The organism is Zoogloea oryzae (assembly GCF_030161255.1).
Lineage (GTDB): Bacteria > Pseudomonadota > Gammaproteobacteria > Burkholderiales > Rhodocyclaceae > Zoogloea > Zoogloea oryzae.
In genome coordinates this window covers 362-645 of record NZ_BSPX01000300.1, presented here as the reverse complement: position 1 = coordinate 645, position 284 = coordinate 362, and the positions used below count along the sequence as shown (strand labels likewise).

The 284-nt window shown below is 37.0% G+C and carries 1 protein-coding gene; it reads right to left on the bottom strand.

What is annotated here, in order from left to right; translation table 11 throughout:
- Positions 1 to 284 (bottom strand): photosystem I psaA/psaB family protein (locus QQK25_RS25040; protein ID WP_284190119.1); only part of this gene is annotated, 284 nt, incomplete at both ends.

Here is a 284-nt window from a genome sequence, read left to right as displayed (position 1 = left end):
TATCCACGCCAGGAAATTAAGAACATAAATCCTGTAGCCCAAACAAGATGTCCAAATAGAAACATCCATGCCCAGACCGATAAACTATTCATACCAAAAGGGTTATATCCATTGATAAGTTGTGAAGAGTTTAACCATAGGTAGTCTCTTAACCACCCCATCAAATAAGTGGAGGACTCATTAAATTGTGAAATGTTACCCTGCCATAATGTTATGTGTTTCCAATGCCAATAAAAAGTGACCCATCCAAGGGTATTTAACATCCAGAAAACTGCCAAATAAAA